The organism is Rhodococcus sp. HNM0569 (assembly GCF_012726205.1).
Lineage (GTDB): Bacteria > Actinomycetota > Actinomycetes > Mycobacteriales > Mycobacteriaceae > Rhodococcus_F.
The window spans coordinates 1-16,802 of record NZ_JAASAE010000028.1 but is presented as its reverse complement, the minus strand read 5'-3'; the positions used below and the strand labels follow the sequence as shown (position 1 = coordinate 16,802).

General features: G+C 68.6%; 18 protein-coding genes. 11 read left to right on the top strand and 7 right to left on the bottom strand.

From position 1 onward, the window contains the following. The 7 genes from HCA44_RS20525 to HCA44_RS20495 form a co-directional block, all read left to right on the top strand. Window positions 1–250, top strand: a 250-nt coding sequence (locus tag HCA44_RS20525; protein ID WP_169651186.1) for a DUF445 family protein, incomplete at its 5' end; no start/stop codon positions are given. Between the two features lie 69 nt (window positions 251–319). After that, entirely contained in the window at window positions 320–832 is a 513-nt protein-coding gene (locus HCA44_RS20520; protein ID WP_169651185.1) for a helix-turn-helix transcriptional regulator, read from the top strand. Continuing rightward, window positions 825–1,667 carry a heparin-binding hemagglutinin gene (locus HCA44_RS20515; protein WP_169651184.1) on the top strand — a complete coding sequence of 281 codons (843 nt, stop codon included), beginning with the start codon at window positions 825–827 and terminating at the stop codon, window positions 1,665–1,667. Before HCA44_RS20520 ends, HCA44_RS20515 begins: the two co-directional genes overlap by 8 nt. Window positions 1,668–1,781: 114 nt before the next feature. Next, complete coding sequence (locus HCA44_RS20510) at window positions 1,782–2,075, top strand: DUF2516 family protein (RefSeq protein ID WP_169651183.1); 294 nt, start codon at window positions 1,782–1,784, stop codon at window positions 2,073–2,075. 139 nt (window positions 2,076–2,214) lie between these two features. Next, window positions 2,215–3,183, top strand: a complete 969-nt coding sequence (locus tag HCA44_RS20505; RefSeq protein WP_169651182.1) for a diiron oxygenase — start codon at window positions 2,215–2,217, stop codon at window positions 3,181–3,183. A 6-nt stretch (window positions 3,184–3,189) separates the two neighbouring features. Further along, entirely contained in the window at window positions 3,190–3,969 is a 780-nt protein-coding gene (locus HCA44_RS20500; RefSeq protein WP_169651181.1) for a MerR family transcriptional regulator, read from the top strand. 26 nt (window positions 3,970–3,995) lie between these two features. Then, entirely contained in the window at window positions 3,996–5,021 is a 1,026-nt protein-coding gene (locus HCA44_RS20495; protein ID WP_169651180.1) for an alpha/beta hydrolase, read from the top strand. Between the two features lie 34 nt (window positions 5,022–5,055). Here the strand turns inward: HCA44_RS20495 and purU are convergent, their stop codons facing one another. Further along, on the bottom strand, window positions 5,056–5,940 hold the full coding sequence (gene purU / locus HCA44_RS20490) for a formyltetrahydrofolate deformylase (protein ID WP_169651179.1): 885 nt from the start codon (window positions 5,938–5,940) through the stop codon (window positions 5,056–5,058). A gap of 80 nt (window positions 5,941–6,020) precedes the next feature. Here purU and deoC point away from each other — a divergent pair, with 80 nt between their 5' ends. Further along, window positions 6,021–6,677 carry a deoxyribose-phosphate aldolase gene (gene deoC / locus HCA44_RS20485; RefSeq protein WP_169651178.1) on the top strand — a complete coding sequence of 219 codons (657 nt, stop codon included), beginning with the start codon at window positions 6,021–6,023 and terminating at the stop codon, window positions 6,675–6,677. Window positions 6,678–6,717: 40 nt separating this feature from the next. Here deoC and HCA44_RS20480 read toward each other — a convergent pair whose 3' ends face one another. Continuing rightward, window positions 6,718–7,488 carry a DUF2993 domain-containing protein gene (locus tag HCA44_RS20480; RefSeq protein WP_169651177.1) on the bottom strand — a complete coding sequence of 257 codons (771 nt, stop codon included), beginning with the start codon at window positions 7,486–7,488 and terminating at the stop codon, window positions 6,718–6,720. 156 nt (window positions 7,489–7,644) lie between these two features. Between HCA44_RS20480 and HCA44_RS20475 the strand changes: the two genes are divergently transcribed. Next, entirely contained in the window at window positions 7,645–8,250 is a 606-nt protein-coding gene (locus HCA44_RS20475; protein ID WP_169651176.1) for a type IV toxin-antitoxin system AbiEi family antitoxin domain-containing protein, read from the top strand. A 6-nt stretch (window positions 8,251–8,256) separates the two neighbouring features. Here the strand turns inward: HCA44_RS20475 and HCA44_RS20470 are convergent, their stop codons facing one another. The 3 genes from HCA44_RS20470 to HCA44_RS20460 form a co-directional block, all read right to left on the bottom strand. Next, on the bottom strand, window positions 8,257–8,985 hold the full coding sequence (locus tag HCA44_RS20470) for a class I SAM-dependent methyltransferase (protein ID WP_169651188.1): 729 nt from the start codon (window positions 8,983–8,985) through the stop codon (window positions 8,257–8,259). Window positions 8,986–9,071: 86 nt separating this feature from the next. Beyond that, window positions 9,072–9,572, bottom strand: a complete 501-nt coding sequence (locus HCA44_RS20465) for a DUF2505 domain-containing protein (RefSeq protein ID WP_169651175.1) — start codon at window positions 9,570–9,572, stop codon at window positions 9,072–9,074. 74 nt (window positions 9,573–9,646) lie between these two features. Beyond that, the gene (locus HCA44_RS20460; protein ID WP_169651174.1) at window positions 9,647–10,156 is read right to left on the bottom strand and encodes a DUF2505 domain-containing protein; all 510 of its coding nucleotides are present in this window, start codon (window positions 10,154–10,156) and stop codon (window positions 9,647–9,649) included. Between the two features lie 25 nt (window positions 10,157–10,181). Between HCA44_RS20460 and HCA44_RS20455 the strand changes: the two genes are divergently transcribed. Both HCA44_RS20455 and HCA44_RS20450 read left to right on the top strand, forming a co-directional pair. Further along, window positions 10,182–11,279: a UDP-N-acetylmuramate dehydrogenase gene (locus HCA44_RS20455; protein WP_346764829.1), complete on the top strand. Its 1,098-nt coding sequence runs from the start codon at window positions 10,182–10,184 to the stop codon at window positions 11,277–11,279. Between the two features lie 131 nt (window positions 11,280–11,410). Further along, a complete protein-coding gene (locus HCA44_RS20450; protein WP_240945695.1) occupies window positions 11,411–12,520 on the top strand; it encodes an Ig-like domain-containing protein in 1,110 nt (369 codons plus the stop codon). Window positions 12,521–12,574: 54 nt separating this feature from the next. On the opposite strand, the gene HCA44_RS20445 is transcribed toward HCA44_RS20450, so the two are convergent. Next, window positions 12,575–13,213 carry a class F sortase gene (locus tag HCA44_RS20445; RefSeq protein WP_169651172.1) on the bottom strand — a complete coding sequence of 213 codons (639 nt, stop codon included), beginning with the start codon at window positions 13,211–13,213 and terminating at the stop codon, window positions 12,575–12,577. Next, window positions 13,165–16,233 carry a DUF11 domain-containing protein gene (locus HCA44_RS20830; RefSeq protein ID WP_206038443.1) on the bottom strand — a complete coding sequence of 1,023 codons (3,069 nt, stop codon included), beginning with the start codon at window positions 16,231–16,233 and terminating at the stop codon, window positions 13,165–13,167. The genes HCA44_RS20445 and HCA44_RS20830 overlap by 49 nt, the downstream gene beginning before the upstream one ends. Between the last annotated feature and the right edge of the window lie 569 nt (window positions 16,234–16,802).

Here is a 16,802-nt window from a genome sequence, read left to right as displayed (position 1 = left end):
CGACGACGCGCTGCGCACCAAGATCGACGGGTGGCTCCGGTCGGGCGTGCGATACCTGTCGGACAACTACACCGACGAGATCACGGGCATCATCTCGGACACCGTGCAGCGCTGGGACGCCGACGAGGCCAGCAAGAAGATCGAACTCCAGGTCGGCCGCGACCTGCAGTTCATCCGCATCAACGGCACGGTCGTCGGCTCGATAGCCGGGCTGGCGATCTATTCGCTGTCGACGTTGCTGTTCCACTGACGTGTGCCGCCCCGGCAGAGTGCTAGCAAGGTGCTTGCAATAGTTAGCACCTGCCCGTAACGTGGGGTCATGACGGACGACAAGCAGGCACCCACCGAGGTCGCGGCGCGCGTCGTCAGTTCGGCAGCGCACGACATCGGCGGATTCATCCGTGCGCAACGCGAATCGGCGCAGGTGTCACTGCGTCAGCTCGCGCAACTCGCGGGAGTCAGCAATCCCTACCTCAGCCAGATCGAGCGCGGGCTCCGCAAGCCGTCCGCCGAGGTGCTGGCCCAGATCGCCAAGGGCCTGCGGGTGTCGTCGGAAGTGCTCTACGTCCAGGCGGGCTATCTCGAAGAACGTGCGCACAGTCCTGTGCGCGACGCGCTCGTCGCCGACACCACCGTCACCGAACGGCAGAAGCAGGTTCTGCTGGAGATCTACGACTCGTTCCGCCGCGAGAACTCCTCCGCCGAAGCCGACTCCGATCTCGGAGTGCCGAACGCGGTAGTCCGACCCGAGGATGCCGACAACGCCGTCGCATCCGCGAGCGCCACCGACCACGAACATCGCACCCTCGAAGAGGAGAAGACCGATGACTGAAGTGAACGTGAAGACCCCCTTCTACGCGGCCGTCGGCGCAGGCGACGTCGTCGTCCAGGCCGTCGCGGACGTCGTCGCGCAACTGCGCGAGCGCGCCGAGAGCACCCAGGGGGACGTCGAGGGCCGTGTCGACGAGGCACGTACCCGACTGGGGGATCTGCAGGGAGAGTTCGCCGACAGCGTCGAGACGCTGCGCGAGCGGCTCGGGACGCTGCCTGCCGAACTGCCGGACGAGCTCGCCGACCTGCGCGAACGGTTCAGCGCCGACGAGCTCCGCAAGGTCGCCGAGGCATACCTCAAGGTCGCGTCCGACATCTACGCGTCGCTCGCGGAACGGGGCGAGGGCACGGTCGGCCGGCTGCGCAAGCAGCCGGGCGTCGAGGAGCGCATCGGTCGCGCCGAGGCCGCACTCGGCGACGCCGCGGCGCTCACCGAGGAAGCGCTCGGCACCGTCGCCCGGCAGACGCGCGCCGTCGGCGAGCAGGCCGCGCGTCTCGCGGGTCGTGCCGCGGGCCGCATCTCGGAGACCGCCGAGGATCTCGGTTCGGAGCTTGCCGACGCGGGTGACGAGGCGGCGATCCGCGTCCTCGACCTGGGTGACGAGGCGCGTTCGGCGTCGAACGACGCGGCCGCCGCTGCGACGAGCGCGCAGGAGCGGGTCGCGGAGAAGGCGGCCCCGGCTGCCACGCCTGCAGCCAAGTCCGCGCCCGCCAAGAAGGCTCCGGCGAAGAAGGCCCCGGCCAAGTCGGCACCTGCCGCCAAGAAGGCGCCGGCGAAGACGGCTCCGCCTGCCAAGAAGGCGCCCGCGAAGAAGACGCCGCCGAAGAAGGCCTGAGCGGCCCGAGTCACGCCGAGCCCGCACGGTTCCCGTGCCCCACCCTCCGCACGATCCCGTGCGGAGGGTTCCGCATGTCGGGCTCGTGTCCGATTCATCCGTAGAATGACCGACGTGATTCAAGTCGACGGAATTGTGGCGATCATCCTGCTGGTCATTCGGGTCGTCGCGCTCGTGGGTGCTGCGTACGCGCTGTTCCACGCCGCGCGCCAGCGCAAGGACGCGTTCACGGCCGTCGACAAGCTGACCAAGCCCATCTGGGTCGGGATCCTGGTGGCGGCGCTGTTGTTCCTGCTTCTGCTTCCCAACACGGTGGGTCTGCTCGGCATCATCGCGATCGTCGCGGTGTGCGTGTACCTCGTCGACGTCAAGCCCCGCGTCGACGACGTGCAGCGTCCGCGCTGGTAGAGGCGCATCTCCCGGCGACCGGTGTTGGCTTCGGCGGAATCTGTCGTCATACGGTCCGAAATGAGTTTGCCGTCACATAGTGACAATGGCCATTGTGACAAACTACGCTGACATCAAGTGCCCAACGGAGGGAGCTGTGATGTCTGTCGTACACGAGGTGCGCAAGAACGCCACGCGGAAGACCGCGGAGAAGTCCGGCTCGACCGGGACGCAGTCCCGGCTCACCCGCGCGGGCGACCGCCAGGACACCGCGGCGCGCCTGCTCGCGTCGTCGGCACGGATGTCGTACGACCCGCTCATCGAGGTCGACTGGGAAGCCGACATCCCCGAGGGGCTCTACGGCATGACGCCCGAGTGGTGCAGCCTGTACGGCACCGAACTCTGGGAGCGCATGACCGACGAGCAGCGCAGCACACTCACGCGCCACGAAGCGGCCTCGATCTCGGGCACCGGCATCTGGTTCGAGATGATCCTGATGCAGATGCTGCTGCGCGACATCTACACGCACGACCCGTCGACGCCACACGTGCAGTTCGCGCTCGCCGAGATCGCCGACGAGTGCCGCCACTCCACGATGTTCGCGCGCTCGGCGCAACGCTTCGGCATCCCCTCGTACCGTCCGAAGAACTGGATCCTGCAGTCGGCACGACTGTTCAAGGCCACGGCGTCGGGCTCGCTCGCGTACGGCGGCACGCTGTTCGCCGAGGAGATCCTCGACATGATGCAGCGCGACTTCATGCGCGACGAGCGTGTGCAGCCGATCACGCGCACCGTGAGCAAGATCCACGTTCTCGAAGAATCGCGGCACATCAAGTTCGCGCGTGAAGAGTGCGTGCGCCGCGTGCGCAATGCGTCGCGGTTCAAGCGCGCACGGGTGCGCCTGGTCCTCGGCGTCACCGCGTACTTCGTGGTCACGAGCCTCGTCAACGACAAGGTGTACGAGGCCGCGGGGCTCGACGTCACGGAAGCGAAGAAGGCCGCGAAGGATAACCGCCACTACCACGACAAGATTCGTGAAGGCAGCGCCAAGACCGTCGAGTTCCTCGACGAGGTCGGCCTCATCGGCGGCCCCTCGAAGCTGCTGTTGCGGCGCGCGCACGTACTCTGACGCCGTATGGCCGAGTACCGAATCGACGACCTCGCGCGGCTCGCGCAGGTCAGCGTCCGCAACATCCGCGTGTACCAGGACCGGGGGCTGCTGCCGCCGCCGCGCAAACAGGGTCGCACGGGGTGGTACAGCGACGCGCACCTCGACCGGCTCGAGCTGATCGGCCGCATGCTCGACCGCGGATACACGTTCGCCACGATCAGCGAGCTGCTCACCGCAGCACGCTACGGGCTCGAGGTGCGCGACGTCCTCGCGACGGACGAGTCGCGGTGGACGCAGCGGCACCGCGAGTCACGCGTCACCGCAGAGGAACTGCGGGCGTCGCTCGGCAGCGGCACCACCGACGAGGCCATCGCGCACGGCGAAGCGCTCGGCGTCGTGGTACGCGACGGGGTCGACGCGTCGGGGACACCGGTGTACGCGGTACCCGACCGGGGGCTGCTCGACGCCGCGGAGATGCTCGTCGACGCCGGCATCTCGATCGACGAGCTGCTCGCACAATTCGAGGCCGTGCGGCACGGATTGGGCGACGTGGCAGCACGATTCGTCGCGCTCGTCGCCGACCGCTATCTGCCACCCGACGGCGACGACCTCGATCTCGACGAGTCCACTGTCAAGGAAGCCGCCGAACTCATCGACCACATGCGTCCCCTCGCGCACGACACGATCGGCTCGATGTTCGCGAAGGCGATGGAGGCCGAAATCGCGAAGGCACTCGCCGAAGCGGCACGACGACTCGCGAACGGTGAGCCCGCGACCGGCACGGGCGACACCCAGGCGAGCTGAACGAGAACAGGAAACCGGTAGAACACATGAGCAACACAGGTCTTGCGCGCGGCATCGTCGGCGGACTGGTCGGAGCGGGTGCCGTCGCGGGCACGGCGGCATTCGTGATGAAGCGTCGCGCGCGCACCGTCGTACGCACCAGCGACGTTCCGCGCGGCGCGTTGCTGCGCACCCCGTCCGGAGCCCCCGACGAACTCGACGTTCGCACCGAGGACGGCGCGACCCTGCGCGTGCGCTGCTACGGGCCCGCCGACGGCGACCCGATCGTGCTGGTGCACGGCTGGACGTGTTCGACGGAGTACTGGAACCCGCAGATCAACGCGCTCAGCGAGAAGAACCGGGTCATCGCGTACGACCTGCGCGGCCACGGCAGCAGCACGATCGGCAGCGCCGCACTCGGCCCCGACCTGCTCGCGAGCGATCTCGCCGCCGTGCTCGCCGCCACCGTCGACCGTGACCGCAAGGCAGAGCTCGTCGGGCACAGCATGGGCGGCATGAGCATCATCGCGTGGGCCGAGCGTTATCCCGAGCAGGTCGCCGAGTACGCGTCCGCCGTGCTGCTCGCGAGCACCGCCACCGACAATCTCGTCGCGGAATCGCTGATCGTGCCGCTGCCCGCGCGTCTGCCGCGGGTGCCGGTCTCGGTCGGTCGCGCGATCATCGGGTCGACCATGCCGATCGTGTCGTCGCCGCTCACCGCGCCCGCCGTGCGGTACATCGCATTGTCACCGCAGGCCACGCGCGAAGAGGTCGAATTCTGCCGGCGGATCGTCTCGTCGTGTCACCCGAAGGCGCGGGGCGGCTGGGGCGCCGCGCTCAGTGCGCTCGACATCCACGAAGGCCTCGCGAATCTCACCGTGCCCACGAGCGTCCTGGTCGGCACCGCCGACCGGCTCACGCCGCCGTCGCACGCGAATCGGCTCGCCGAGATCCTCGACGGTGCGGGGAATCTCGAGAAGCTCATCGTCCTCCCCGGAGTGGGCCACATGACCACCGTGGAGGACCCGGACGCCGTCAACGAGGAGATCGCGCGCCTGCGCAGTCTCGGCTGAACACCGGTCAGTTGAACCGTCAGTTGAAAACCGGTCAGTTGAAAACCACGGTCTTGCGGCCGTGCACCAGCACCCGGTCCTCGAGATGCCAGCGGAGCCCGCGTGCGAGCACGAGTTTCTCGATGTCGCGGCCCTGACGCACCATGTCGGCGATGGCGGCGGAGTGGTCGACGCGGATCACGTCCTGCTCGATGATGGGTCCGGCGTCGAGTTCGGCGGTGACGTAGTGGCATGTCGCGCCGATCAGCTTGACGCCGCGCGCGAACGCCTGGTGGTACGGGCGGGCACCCACGAACGACGGCAGGAAGCTGTGGTGGATGTTGATCGCGCGGCCTGCCCAGTGCTCGCACAGTGCGGGCGGCAGCACCTGCATGAAGCGGGCAAGGACGACGGCGTGCGGGTCGTGCTCGTCGACCAGCGCGCGCACCTGCTCGAAGGCCGGTCCACGTTCGGCCGGGTCCTTCGGGAACGGCACGTAATGGAAGGCGACACCGTGCCGCCGCGTGACGCCCTCGAGGTCCGGGTGATTGCCGATCACGGCGGCGATGTCGACCGGCAACTCGCCTCCCGCGGCGCGGCCGAGCAGATCGTGCAGGCAGTGTCCTTCCTTGCTGACGAGCAGCACGATGCGCTTGCGCTGCGCCGAATCCTCGAGACGCCACTCGGTTTCGGGGCCCAGCTCGGCTGCGACCGCCGCGAAACGCTCCCGTAGCGCGTCGATCGACATGTCGATCGACGAGGCGCTGACCGCCTGGCGAGTGAAGAACCAGCCGCTGTCCTGGTCGGCGTGGTACGCGGCTTCGACGATCGAACCGCCCGCGTCGGCCAGGAAGGTGGCGATGCTCGCGACGATGCCCGTGCGGTCGGGGCACCCCAGCGACAGGACGTAGCGGCGGTCGTCGGCAAGCGCGGAACTCATGGCTACAGTCTGGCAGTGCCGCCGCGGCGCCTGGGCTCCGGCTCCGGCGAGCGTGCGGTGGGCTGTGGAATGCTCGGGTCATGTCCGACACTCTCACGCGCGACCAGGTGGCGGCGATGGTCGACCACACCCTCCTCAAACCCGAAGCGACCCGTGCCGACGTCGAGGCACTCGTCGCGGAGGCCCGCGAGCTCGGTGTGCTCGCGGTGTGCGTGTCGCCGTCGATGCTGCCGTTGCATGCAGACGGACTCGTCGTCGCGGCCGTCGCGGGATTCCCGTCGGGCAAGCATCATTCGCTGGTCAAGGGGGCCGAGGCGCGACTTGCGGTCGACCAGGGCGCGCGGGAGGTCGACATGGTGATCGACGTCGGCGCGGCCGTTGCGGGTGACTACAACTCGGTGCTCGCCGACATCGTGACGGTGCGCGAAGCGGTGGGGGAGGAGACGGTCCTGAAGGTGATCCTCGAGACCGCGGCACTGACCGACGATGCGATCGTCGAGTGCTGCCGGGCGGCCGAACGCGCGGGCGCGAACTACGTCAAGACCTCCACCGGTTTCCATCCCGCGGGCGGTGCGAGCCCGCACGCGGTGCGGCTCATGGCGGACACGGTCGGCGGCAGGCTCGGGGTCAAGGCGTCGGGCGGCATCAGAACGGCCGACGCCGCGCGCACGATGATCGACGCGGGCGCGACGCGGCTCGGGCTGTCCGGAACGCGTGCGGTGCTCGACGGCTTCTGACCGCGTGGGCTTCTGACCGCGTGTGATCCTGCCGGCAGCATCACACGATGCTGCACCCGTCGGGGCTGCTGCCGCTCTGGTCGGCAGGGATCGCGTACCGCCCGCCCTGCAGGGTCAAGTGCACCGCCGAGTCGGTGACCTCGAGGGACTCGGGGATCATGCCGAGCGGGTACGTCTGCAGGCTGTCGGTGAGGGTCTGCACGATGCCGTCGACGAGGTCGGTGGGCAGGCCGAGGCCGAGGATCGCGGCGCCCACGGTCTCGACCTTCACCCGGTCGCCGTCGACGGTGGGCCGCACCGTCAGGTCGGCGAGTCCGGCCGGGCCCACCGAGAAGGTGAGTGTGCCCGCCCCCTGGTCGGCACGCACCTCGCTCACGAGTGCGCCGAAGGACTCCTGCTGGATCGTGGTGAGGATGCCGTCCGTCGACCACTCGACGTCGGCATGCGAGCTGCCGATCGTGCCTGCGCTGCCGTCGCCCGGTTCGAGATCGATGTCGTCGGCCCGGCCGTGCACGTTCATCCCGATCGCGGGGCCGAAGTCGGTGTCGTCGCTTTCGAGCGTCACGTACGGGATCTGCTTGTCGATCGTCTGCCACAACACCGGTTTGGGGCTGAGGCCGATGTCGACCTGGGAACCGAGCTGACTCTCGAACTGGTCTGCAAGACATGCCTTCACGCGGTTGCGGACGAACAGCTCGCCTGCCACGAGGGCCACGACGAGGGCCGCGACGACGACGAGGACGACGATCAGCGCGGTGCGTGATCGGCGGCGTCCACCCGAAGAGTTGCCGGTCGAAGTGGTGGCGGTCATGGTGTCGGATTGTGCCGCACGAGTCTGAACGCGCTCTGTGAATCTGCCGCCCTCGGCGCGGCGCACCCGCGACCGGCGCGAACGAAAAGGTTACGAGCATGGAACAGGCCCGCCAAAGCTGTGATACGAAACACAGCAATGGGCAATCATGACGGTATGACGGATTGGTCCGAACCTGCGGAGTCCCAGCCCGACCCCGCGCGGCTGAAGGAGATCGCCGACCGGCAGGGCGGCTACTTCACCACGGCTCAGGCACTGCGTGCCGGGTACCGGGTGTCGGACGTCGGCGACCGCATCGTCGACGGGTCGTGGTTGCGCGTCGAGCGTGACCTGTTCCGATTGCCCGGCTCGCGCGAGACCGACCTCGACGAGTTCGTGAAGTGGTGTACGTGGTTCGGGACCGGCGCCGCGGTGTCGCACCAGAGCGCTGCCGAGCTGTACGGGCTGGGACACCTGTACCCGCGCTTCATCCACATCTCGACGGTCCTCGCGCCGCCGTCGCCCACCCGCGCGCTCGCGCTGCACCGGCGGTCGCTGTCCGCGGACGACTGCGAGCAACTCGGCGCCGTGCGCATCACGACTCCGGTACGCACCGCCCTCGACCTCGCGGCGGGCGGCATCTCTCAGGAACTGCTCGACGAGGTGGTGGCCGACGGTGTCGTGATCGGCAGGTTCACCGGCGACGCACTGCACGACGCGTGCCATCACGCGCCGCCCGAGGTCGTGCGGCGGATCGAGCACGCCCTCGCCGCGTGTACGTGAATCCGCTCAGCGGGGCGCCACGATTTCCCACGGCACGGTGAGCACGCAGTCGCGCATGCGTCGGCGCGGCACGGTCACCGGCAGGCCGTCGGCGTGCAGCCGTTCGAGTGCCGCGTGCCACCGTGCCCGTGGTCCGTACACGGCGTGCGGCGCGGCCCAGGCCCAGGCGCGGTCGGCCGCCTGGAGCAGCGCGTGCACCGGCTCACCCGGCACGTTGTGGTGGATGAGCGCCTTCGGCAGTCGCGGGGCGACGTCGGACGGCGTGGACACCGTGAACGGATCCCACGCGAGGGTCAGAGTGCGCGGCCGCTCGGCGTCGAGCAGCACCCACGCGCAGCGCCTGCCGAGCTCGTCGCACGTGCCCTCGAGGATCAGTCCGCCCGGCGCGAGCCGTTCCCGCATCGTGGCCCATGCGTCCGCGACCGCGTTCTCGGGGTACTGACGGAGCACGTTGAACGCGCGCACCAGGACCGGGCGTAGGCCGGCGAGTTCGAAACCGCCACACGCGAACGACACGCCGTCACGCGCCGGGACGACCCGCTCCGGATCGATCTCCAGACCCACCACGCGCCGGTCCGGGCGCACCGTCGCGAGCCGCTGCGCGAGCTCGAACGTCGTGTTCGGCCGCGCCCCGTAGCCGAGATCCACGACGAGCGGATCGGCAGCGTCGCACAGCGCCCGTTGCACGCCCTCGTGGTGGACGAGCCAGCGGTCGCTGCGTCGTAATCGATTGATGCCGGTGGTGCCGCGCGTGACGACCCCGACCGGCCGCGGAGCTCGGCCGGCGGAGCGGGGGGAAGGTCGTCGTGTGCGGCTGTCGGCTAGCGCGCCGACAGCCACGTGTCGGTGATCTCGGCCTCGGTGCGGAAGAGATCGATCAGGTTGACGAGCATGAGCTGTTCGAGCTTGCCGCCGACGAAGGGGAGGTAGACCTTGGCTTCGGACGAGGTGCGCAGGGTGCAGCCGGTGTCGGTGCGGAACAGGCGCATCGTGCCGGTGAGCGAGCCCGGCCCGGCCGGGATGGACGCCTCGTACGTGCCGTGCGACTCGCCGTCGAACGCCGTGTACTTCTCCTTGCGCGTGATGACCATGTCCTTCTTGATCACCGTCTGCGCGACGTCGGGCAGTTCGGTGCGCGGCAGGATGTGGTGCAGCACGATCTCGATGCCGTCGTCGGTGACCTCGAAGTGCTCGACGTGGTTCTCGGAGTACTTGCGCATCTCCTCGATGCGCGCCTCCCAGTAGTCACGGGTGGAGAGCGCCTCGTACACCGCCTCGGGTGCGTGCGTGTACCGGGCGGAGTAGTCGATCCGTCGAGCCATGCCGACAGGTTACCGGCTGGTTCACACGGGTCGGTGTCGCGGCCGGTGTCGGCACGCGTCGAGGGGGAGGGGGCTCAGCCCGCGTTGCGGCCGATCCACTCGATCGTGAACGTGGTCTCGCCCTCGACGAGTTCGAGGATGCGGTCGGCCACCGCGGCTTCGATACGGCCGCCGATCAGCGGGATGCGGACCTCGGCGTGCGCGTCGAGAGTCACGGTCGATCCCGAGCCCGCGGCGGCGAGTGTCTGGGTGCCGTGCGCACCTGCGGGAGCGCCGTCGACCTCGGCGGAGAACGTGCCGCTCGCGGCACCGCCCTGCACGGCAGACCACTCTTCGGTACGGCGGATGATCATGTCGCCGGGCTTGACGGCGGTGACCATCGGCGGCAACTGGGCCTCCGGGATCGCCTGGGTCATCTCGACCGTGACGCCGCCGTCCGCGCTCTCCTCGAAGCGCACGAGGCGCGCGTCGTGCCCACCCACCTCGGCGAGGCGGTCGCGCCAGTACTGCTCGGATGTCAGCGCCGAGTGCACGTCGGCGACGCTGAACGGGTACTCGGACGAATGCTCGATGCGGCGACTCACGCCCCGCACGCTACCGTCAGGCACTGTGCGTGTTGAGACTCTGGGTAGGCAACTGACCGACGCGGGTGCGGTCGTGTCGGAGAACGCCCCCCTCGCCGGCCTCACGACGCTGCGGGTCGGTGGCCCGGCGCGGCTGCTGGCCGAGTGCGCATCGACCGCGACGCTCGTCGACGTCGTGCGCGTCCTCGACACCCAGCAGGTGCCCACGCTGATCCTCGCCGGCGGATCCAATGTGCTGATCGACGACGGCGGCTTCGACGGCGTCGTCGTCCGCGTCGCGACCACCGGTGTGCGGCGCGACGACGGCGTCGTGACTGCCGACGCAGGCGCGGTGTGGGACGACGTCGTGCGGGAGACCGTCGCGTCGGGCCTCGGTGGTCTCGAATGCCTCTCCGGGATTCCGGGTTCCGCGGGTGCCACGCCGGTGCAGAACGTCGGCGCGTACGGCGTCGAGGTCGGGTCGATGCTCCGTCGTGTACGGCTGCTCGACCGTAGTAGCGGCGACGTGCGGTGGGTGCCGGTATCCGCGCTCGGCCTCGGCTACCGCACGAGCGTGCTCAAGCATTCCGACGCGGCACTCGTCCTCGAGGTCGAACTCGAGGTGCGCGACGACGGCGCGAGCGCACCGATCCGGTACCGCGAACTCGCGGCGGCCGTCGGGGCCGCGGAGGGCGATCGGCGGCCTGCCGCCGAGGTGCGCGACGCGGTGCTCGCGCTGCGGCGCGGCAAGGGCATGGTGCTCGACCCCGACGACCACGACACGTGGAGCGCGGGCTCGTTCTTCACGAATCCGGTCGTCACGCCGGACGTTCTCGAGACGGTTCTCGGGGCGATCGCCGCGCGGCTGGGCGACGTCGCGGTGCCGCAGTTCCCTGCGGACGGCGGCACGAAGCTGTCGGCGGGGTGGCTGATCGAGCGCGCCGGCTTCACGAAGGGTTTCCCGGGCCCGGACGCGCCCGCCCGGCTCTCGACCAAGCACACGCTCGCGCTCACCAACCGCGGCGACGCGACGAGCAGCGATCTCCTCGCCCTCGCGGCCACGGTGCGCGACGGGGTGCGCGCGGCATTCGGCGTCACGCTCGAACCCGAGCCTGTGATCGTCGACGCGAATCACACAGTGTGAGTGTCCTCCGCGGGTAGCCTGGTCGGGTGCCCGACCTGGTGTTTTCGCATTCTTCAGCTAGCTCGAACTCCCGCTCTGCCCGTCCGCGGACCCTTTTCGTCCTGTTCGCCGCATTCGTCGCCGTGCTCGCGCTGGTCGTCGGATGCGGCACCGGCTCCGACGGTTCCGGCCCCGCCGCCTCGGACGATCCTGTCGTCGAGGTCACAGCCGATCCCGCCGACGGCGCGAGCGACGTCAACCCCACCGTGCCCGTGTCGATCACGGCGCGCGACGGCACGTTCACCGACGTCGCCCTGCACACTCCGGACGGCCGCGCCGTGCAGGGCACACTCTCGCCCGACCGCGCGACGTTCACGGTCGGCGAGCCCCTCGGTTACGCGAGCACCTACACGTGGTCGGGCACCGCAGTCGGCACCGACGGCAAGTCGAAGCCGGTCGAGGGCGGTTTCACGACGCTCGCGCCCGACGAGATCGTGCACGCGAACACCAACATCGGCGACGGGCAGGAAGTCGGCATCGCGGCGCCGATCATGCTGCAATTCGACTCGTCGATCACCGACAAGGCGGCCGTCGAAAAGGCACTGACCGTCACGACGAACCCGCCGACACCCGGCGCGTGGGCGTGGCTCGAGGACGACGGCGGATCGCGCGCGCACTGGCGGCCGCAGAACTACTGGGCACCCGGCACGACCGTCGACGTCGAGGCGAAGCTGTACGGCGTCGACTACGGCGACGGTGCGTACGGCGGCGAGGATCTGTCGCTGCACTTCACGATCGGCCGCAGCCAGGTCGTCGTCGCGAACGCGCCGAGCCATCGCCTGCAGGTGGTGCGCGACGGTGCCACGATCATGGACATTCCCGTCAGCTACGGCGAGGGCGACGAAGCGCGCAATGTCACGCGCAGCGGCATCCACATGGTCACCGAGAAGCACGAGGACTTCCTGATGTCGAACCCCCCGTACTACGAGAACGTGCGCGAACGCTGGGCCGTGCGCATCTCGAACAACGGCGAGTTCATCCACGCGAACCCGCTGACCACCGGGTCACAGGGTGCGTCGAATGTGACCAACGGGTGCATCAACCTGTCTCTCGAGGACGCGCAGCAGTACTTCCAGACCGCGATGTACGGCGACCCCGTCGAGGTGACGGGCACGTCGATCGCGCTGTCGCCCGCCGACGGCGACGTCTACGACTGGACCATCGACTGGCCGACGTGGCAGTCGATGTCGGCGCTCGCCTGACCGTGCGCGAAAAGAGCGTGCCTGGACTCGCAAAGTGCTCACGGGGGTGTGAGGTCAGTAGGGGACTGCCGCGACGATGACGTTGTCGCTGTAGCTGTTCCGGCCCGACGCGTCGCGCACCACCTCGCCGCCGCACGTGACGAGATAGAGCTCTCGCGCGCCGGTCCCGCCGCGGAACAGGTCGTCGGGGAGCGCTTGCTTCGACACCGTCTCCATCCGGACCACTTTCCACCGGGTCACCAGCCCCGCCTGGTCGAGGAACACCGCGGCTCCGGGCTGCACGTCGTGCAGACGGAACAGCGCGCCCTCGCCGCGACTGCGGTCGTCGACGTGGCCCGCGACGAGCATCGCGCCGCGTGTCGCGTTGATGGGGGCCGAGCCCGTCCAGAAGGTCGCCTGGTCCACGTGTTCGGGTATCACGAGCGATCCCGACGCGTCGAGGTCGTTCTCCACCAGCGCCGCGTCGATGTCCACCGACGGCACCGCCACGCTGTTCTCCCGCATGTCGGGTGGCGGGTCGAACGGATCGGTCACGGATTCGGGCGGGACGTCGAACGTCTCGCCGGGCAGCGGTGCCCCGGGGGGTGCGGAGTCCGCGAATCCCCGGGCTATCAACAGCGCTCCGGCCACGGCGGCGACCACTATCAGCGCCATGAGTGACGCCGTCGTGCCGCGGCCGGCGCGCTGTGCCATCGACTCACCTCCCGTGAGCGTAGGTCCGGGTCCGAAGGGCTCAGCGACGTCGGCGCCAGACGAGGACGGATGCGATGGCCGCGACGGCGACCAGAGCTGCTCCGCCGGCGATCAGCGCGGTGTCGGGGCCGGCGTCCTCTGCGCCGAGGCCGGAGTCGATCTTGCCGCTCTTGGCTGCGCCAGACGAGCTCTGACCGCCGCCGGAGCCGCCGCCANCCGCCGTTGCCGCCGCCGTTGCCGGATCCGCCGCCGTTGCCGCCGCCGTTGCCGGATCCGCCGCCGTTGCCGCCGCCGTTGCCGGATCCGCCGCCGTTGCCGCCGCCGTTGCCGGATCCGCCGCCGTTGCCGCCGCCGTTGCCGGAGCCGCCGCCGTTGCCGCCGCCGTTGCCGGAGCCGCCGCCACCGTTGCCGGATCCGCCACCGTTGCCGCCGTCACCGCCGTCACCGCCGTCACCGCCGTTGCCGCCTGGACCACCCGGGCCGCCGGGAGGGCCGGGGATGATGATCGGCGGGGGAGGCACGGTGCCGGGCGGGACGATGACGGTCGGCGGGAAGATGATCGGGATGATGACGATATTCGTGCAGCAGCCGTCGTCGCAGCAGTCCTTGCCGGGGATCGTGGTGACGACGGTACTGGTGTCGTCCGACTCCACCGGGTCGCCCGACGGTGGGGTGCCGGTTGCGGTGGCGGCATTGGTGATCGAGCCGGCCTCTGCGTCTTGTGTGGTCACCGTGTAGGTCGCGGTACAGGTGACCGATTCACCCGGTTCCAGGGTTGTGTCGGGACACGTGATCGGCGACATCTGCCCCGTGCCGGTGAAGTCGGTGTCCCCGACACTGATGTCGGTCAGCGTGGTGTTGCCGGTGTTGGTGACCTCGAAGTCGTAGGTAACCGTGTCGCCCGCACGCAGACCGGTGTTGGGGTGTGCAGTCTTGACCACCGCGATGTCCGGGTTCTGCTCTCCGGTCACGACGGCGTCGTCCTCAGGGGACGTGACGTCGGGGATGTCGGGCGGTGGTGTGCCCGTCGCGGTGGCGACGTTGCGGATCTCGCCCCTGTCGATGTCGCCCTGCGTCACCGTGTAACTCGCGGTGCAGGTGATCGAGGCGTTCGGTGCGAGTGACGCGGCCTCCGGGGGACACGTGATGGGTCCCAACGGATTCTCGCCGTTCCACTCCACGTCGTCGACCTGTACGTCGGTGAGGGTGACGTTGCCGTTGTTGGTCACGACGAACGAGTAGTCGACGACGTCACCCGCGTTGTTCATGGTTGCAGGGTCGGCGTACTTCACGAGGTCGATACCGGGCACCCTCGTGCCGGGAACGTCGACTTCGTCTGGCTCGGACGGCACTTCCTCGTCGCCGTTTCTGCCGTACGCGGTCGCCTCGTTGTGGAGATTGCCGGAGTCGATGTCGGCCTGCGTGATCGTGTACCTCGCGGTGCACTCCGCGGTCTCGCCGGGTTGGAGTGTCGTGGGTGTGCACACGATCTCGGACATCTCACCGCTGCCGCTGAACTCGTCTTCCTCGACGCGGATGTCGTCGAGTGGAGTGGTGCCGGTGTTGGTCACGGTGAACTGGTACTCGATGTCGGAACCGGCCGCCCCCAATGCCGGTGGGTCAGCCGATTTATCCAGGGAGATGCCGGGTTCGGCCGCGCGCGGCGTGTTGGTGAAGGTGCACTCGACGTCTGCGCCGGTGATCGGAACGTCCGGGATCTCGACCACGGCCTCAGTGCCGGTACCGGTTTCGTCGAGACTGCCCGAATTGGCGACGTCGACGCAATGCCACGTCGTGGTGTAGTTGTTCGGATCGGTGCTTCCTGCCGCGGTTTCCGTGACCGTCACGGTGTCGCCGGGCAGCACGAGATGCGGTGCGACCTGCCGCTCTTGCAGCCCGTCCTCGTTGCCCTCGGTAGTCGCGTCGGTGTTCTCCACCAGCCCTTCACCGGCGATCTTCATCGTGAACTGGTCGTCGGGGTTCACGCGCCCCTCGGGCAGATCCTTGAACACCGCGATCGAACTCGGCGTCGAGCACGACGCCATATCCGTCATCACGACCGTGGGGAGCGTACTCACGAAGCTGCCATCTCGAGGATCGATACGTATGAGCTGCTGCCTGAGTCCGCCGACGTAGAGGTACCCGCCAGGATCGAAGGCGATCGAATTCGCTGACGCGAATGAAGTGGTCCGTTCGGTAATCTGAGTGCCGACCAATGTGCTCGACCCCCCCGTGGGTATCGGGCCGGGAACGCTGTATACGGCTCCCTCCGTGGCCGACGACATGACGATGTACATGTTGCCCCGTGCATCGAAAGCGATGTCACCGTTGAGGTCGCGGCTCTTGTCAGCTCCCGGCAACTCCACCGTCAACTGCAGATCGGTGAATGTGCCGGCGGCAGGGTCATAGGCCGTCAATTGAAACTCGTGTTGGCCGGAGCTGCTTGCACGCGGGCGTCCACCGAGGTAGTACACGCCGTTCGCTGGGTTGATCGCGCCGTGTGTCAGCGTCATGCTCCCGAAGCTTGGACCGACGTTCGTCGAGCCGCTTCCGGGGTCATAAGTGTTGATGAACCTCTGGTACATGAAATCCGGCCGCTCGACATCCTGACCGGTCGTATAGATGGCTTGTAATCCGTCCTTGGCGATTCCGAGCTGGTTGACGAATCCGTATTGTTGCCCGGTGAATTGCACCGGGAACGCGTCGACGGCATCTCCGGTGTCCGGGTCGATCTGCTTGGCAACGGTCTCGCCGTTGTTGACCGAATACAGCATTCCGCAGTCGAGCGTCCCCTGTTGTAGCGGCGCAGCGGCCTGGGAGGTGCTGCTCTGCTCGTCGGTCGGCGTCGTAGAGGACGGCGTGGTCGATTCCGTGGCCTGCGTCGTCGTCTCGGTCGACCGCGTCGTCGAGGATGGCGAGGGTGTGGTCGTTGCCTGCTCGCTGGTGGAGGGGGTGGCCGACGGTGTCGTCGTCGTGGGCACCTGGGCAGCGGCCATAGGGGCTGCGGCCATCAACACCATGCTGGTCAGCAGTGGAATGCCGACCAGCCGGGCGGTGATGCGTGATGGGGGGGACGAACCTGCGCACGAGTCCTCCTCGGCGAAAAGCCACGTGGGAGTCGGGTCTCGACGGATGAAGCGGTTGCTTGGGGACCGGGGCGCCGTGACGGCGCGACAACCTCGGTGGACCACGACGGAGTGGCCGGATCGCGGGGGCGCATCGAGTGCGCGGGCAGCCCGGACAGCGTCGGGGCGTGCGGCGTGAGGGCGATGCGAAAGTCAGCTGAGCAGAACGCAGTAGAGCATCAGGGCCCCCGTTCGGTGGACATGAAGGGGCGCGGACCACACTGTCGCGCGCCGAATGTCATGTAGAGACATCTACTGGTGCGCCGCGTGTGACACGTGTGGTTCGAGAGATTTCGTTACCGAACCGCGACTTCGGCGCGCGACTCGAAAGTGCCTGGCAACCAGGAGTTTCTGGTATCAGCTCACCCCGTGAGCGAAACCCACCCCGTGAGTGAAAAGAGCGTGCCTGGACTCTGTTGAGTCTGGGTTGATGTGAGACACGAGATGTCTACCCAGATGTGAGA

Coding starts and splice junctions, on each gene's coding strand:
- HCA44_RS20480 (WP_169651177.1), bottom strand. CDS start 7,488: ATGACCGCCACCACTTCGACCGGCAACTCTTCGGGTGGACGCCGCCGA.
- HCA44_RS20500 (WP_169651181.1), top strand. CDS start 3,190: ATGGCCGAGTACCGAATCGACGACCTCGCGCGGCTCGCGCAGGTCAGC.
- HCA44_RS20445 (WP_169651172.1), bottom strand. CDS start 13,213: ATGGCACAGCGCGCCGGCCGCGGCACGACGGCGTCACTCATGGCGCTG.
- HCA44_RS20475 (WP_169651176.1), top strand. CDS start 7,645: ATGACGGATTGGTCCGAACCTGCGGAGTCCCAGCCCGACCCCGCGCGG.
- HCA44_RS20495 (WP_169651180.1), top strand. CDS start 3,996: ATGAGCAACACAGGTCTTGCGCGCGGCATCGTCGGCGGACTGGTCGGA.
- HCA44_RS20465 (WP_169651175.1), bottom strand. CDS start 9,572: ATGGCTCGACGGATCGACTACTCCGCCCGGTACACGCACGCACCCGAG.
- purU (WP_169651179.1), bottom strand. CDS start 5,940: ATGAGTTCCGCGCTTGCCGACGACCGCCGCTACGTCCTGTCGCTGGGG.
- deoC (WP_169651178.1), top strand. CDS start 6,021: ATGTCCGACACTCTCACGCGCGACCAGGTGGCGGCGATGGTCGACCAC.
- HCA44_RS20505 (WP_169651182.1), top strand. CDS start 2,215: ATGTCTGTCGTACACGAGGTGCGCAAGAACGCCACGCGGAAGACCGCG.
- HCA44_RS20515 (WP_169651184.1), top strand. CDS start 825: ATGACTGAAGTGAACGTGAAGACCCCCTTCTACGCGGCCGTCGGCGCA.
- HCA44_RS20520 (WP_169651185.1), top strand. CDS start 320: ATGACGGACGACAAGCAGGCACCCACCGAGGTCGCGGCGCGCGTCGTC.